The organism is Bradyrhizobium sp. TM233 (genome assembly GCF_036247965.1).
Lineage (GTDB): Bacteria > Pseudomonadota > Alphaproteobacteria > Rhizobiales > Xanthobacteraceae > Bradyrhizobium > Bradyrhizobium ottawaense.
In genome coordinates this window covers 1-277 of sequence record NZ_BTIG01000321.1, presented here as the reverse complement: position 1 = coordinate 277, position 277 = coordinate 1, and the positions used below count along the sequence as shown (strand labels likewise).

Here is a 277-nt window from a genome sequence, read left to right as displayed (position 1 = left end):
TCGTCTAGTGAAGATAAAAAGAGAATGGTTAGAGGTTGCACTAAGATGCTTAAAATTGCCAAAGTTCGGAAAACAGGTGTGAATTTGAAGATTGAGTTTGATCCACAAACTGGGGATTGTATTGGTGAAAATTCAAATGAGTTTAGGAGTTATGCAGCATATCTTGCTCGAAGTACTTGTAGTATTTTAATAGATGAGTGGCGGTTGGTAGATGTAGACTCAAAAAAATTCAATTTGGGATGATCTTAAGGTATTATTGTTGTATTCTTAATTCACT

General features: G+C 34.3%; 1 protein-coding gene. It reads left to right on the top strand.

The genetic code is table 11. The features are described 5' to 3' along the window. Positions 1-243, top strand: a 243-nt coding sequence (locus tag AABA86_RS34390) for a hypothetical protein (RefSeq protein ID WP_338309912.1), incomplete at its 5' end; no start/stop codon positions are given. Positions 244-277 lie beyond the last annotated feature (34 nt).